The organism is Streptomyces chiangmaiensis, assembly GCF_036281785.1.
Classification (GTDB): domain Bacteria; phylum Actinomycetota; class Actinomycetes; order Streptomycetales; family Streptomycetaceae; genus Streptomyces; species Streptomyces chiangmaiensis.
Genome location: NZ_JAYWVC010000530.1, coordinates 1 through 1685, shown reverse-complemented (window position 1 = coordinate 1685; position 1685 = coordinate 1). Strand labels below are relative to the sequence as shown.

The 1685-nt window shown below is 65.8% G+C and carries 1 protein-coding gene and 3 pseudogenes; 3 read left to right on the top strand and 1 reads right to left on the bottom strand.

Annotated elements, in window-relative coordinates:
* Window positions 1-118, bottom strand: a pseudogene (locus VXC91_RS45270) (type I restriction endonuclease subunit M); the annotation flags it as partial.
* A gap of 5 nt (window positions 119-123) precedes the next feature.
* Between VXC91_RS45270 and VXC91_RS45265 the strand changes: the two are divergent.
* From VXC91_RS45265 to VXC91_RS45255, 3 genes and pseudogenes are all read left to right on the top strand, one after another.
* Window positions 124-252 (top strand): hypothetical protein, encoded by a 129-nt coding sequence (locus VXC91_RS45265; protein ID WP_329513154.1) that lies wholly within the window; start codon window positions 124-126, stop codon window positions 250-252.
* A 52-nt stretch (window positions 253-304) separates the two neighbouring features.
* A pseudogene (locus tag VXC91_RS45260) lies at window positions 305-660 on the top strand (GNAT family N-acetyltransferase).
* Between the two features lie 148 nt (window positions 661-808).
* A pseudogene (locus VXC91_RS45255) lies at window positions 809-1637 on the top strand (M55 family metallopeptidase).
* The last annotated feature ends 48 nt before the right edge of the window (window positions 1638-1685 follow it).

Genomic DNA, 1685 nt, shown 5'->3' with positions numbered 1-1685 from the left:
TCGCTGTCAAAGGTCTGCGGGCGTCGTATTCGGACAAGCCGTCGAGTTTCCATAGCAGCGCCTCGCGGTCCCGCCGCAGTCTCTCGTGCAGGTTGTCCTTCGCGAATTTATCGATCATGCAGCATGAGCCTGCCATGGGCTGCTCGTGGCTTCAAGATCCGGTACATGGTCCGCAACGACTGGCAGAGCCGAGGCCTGGCCATGACCGCCGCCCTGACCTGCTACAAGAAGCTCGCGAAACTTGCCACGTGAGACGACCTCTGAGGTCGTCTCCTTCGGATCAGCCTCGCAGACGTACGATGGGTTGCCCACCAGGACTGACCTTGGATCCGTCGCCTGGCCACCTGCCTCGATCAGGACCGAAAGGCTCCTGCTCCGCAGGTCCGAGGCGATGGAGCGATGACCGGCCAGATCCTGCTCGGGAGAGCACCGCCCGGCTGCTGCGGGGAAGGTCGATCTCGGCTACATGTTCCTGCCGCGAGCGTGGGGATTCGGATACGCCGGCGAGGCGTGCGCGGCGGCACTCGACTGGTTCGACGGCGTCCTTCCCGGCGAGCCGGTGCTCCGCACCCAGACCGCCAACCTCGGTTCGATGCGCCTCGAGGCAAAGCTGGGGTTCACCGAGGTAGAGCGGTCCATGCCCGGGACGCAGAGCAGTGACTCGGCTCGCGGTCCCCGGTCATGCCGTCCAGCTGAGCTGACGAGCCTGCTGGTCCCGGCGGGAACAGGATGATCGTGAGCTGGTGAAGGAACCAGAGCAAGAACGGCGAACGTCTCCTGAAACGATCAAGATTGAGGAGACTGCGCAGTGCGGATCTACATCAGTGTGGACATGGAGGGCATCACCGGGCTGGTGGATGCCGACGATGTCCAGCCTGGCGGCCGGGACTATGAGCGTGGACGGCTGATGATGGCAGAGGACGTCAACGCTGCGATCCGTGGTGCTGTCGCGGCCGGTGCCACCGACATCACCGTCAACGACGCGCACGGCCCGATGCGCAACCTCCTGCCCGAGGCACTGCACCCAGCAGCGCGCCTCATTCGCGGCAAACCCAAGCAGATGCTCATGCTCGAAGGCCTCGCTCCCGAGCACGACGCTGCGGTTTTCGTCGGCTACCACTCACGGGCCGGTGCGCTCGGCGTACTGAGCCACAGCTTCATGGGGCACGAGATCGAAGACATGTGGCTGGACGGCCGGCCTGTGGGTGAGATCGGCCTGGCCCATGCCACCGCGGCCGCCATCGGTGTTCCGGTGACGGTCCTGACTGGTGACGACTGTGCCTGCACAGATGACGGAATGGGACGCCTCGGTGAGGACCGTGGCAGTGAAGTATGCGCGGGACCGGTTCTCGGCAGATCTGCGGCCGTCGGAGGAAGCACGTGCGGCCATCGAGAAGGTGGTCGCCGCCAGTCTTGCGGTACCGCCGAAGGCTCCAGCCGTCGCAGCGGCCCCCTCCACCCTCACGGTCCGCTGGCAGTCGGCTTCGATTGCCTCGACGCTCCTGGGCATTCCAGGCGTCACGTCGGCAGACAGTCGGACCGTCCAGGCGCAGGGCACACCGCCCGACCTCTATCGGCTGTTCGGCGTGTGGATGCGAGTGGCCGCCTCCCTGACCAACCAGCCCCCTTACTGCTGACCGCCGCGGGCGGGCCGCATCCTGCTTGCTGCGTATCCGAGTGCCTCT

Coding starts and splice junctions, on each gene's coding strand:
- VXC91_RS45265 (WP_329513154.1), top strand. CDS start 124: ATGAGCCTGCCATGGGCTGCTCGTGGCTTCAAGATCCGGTACATGGTC.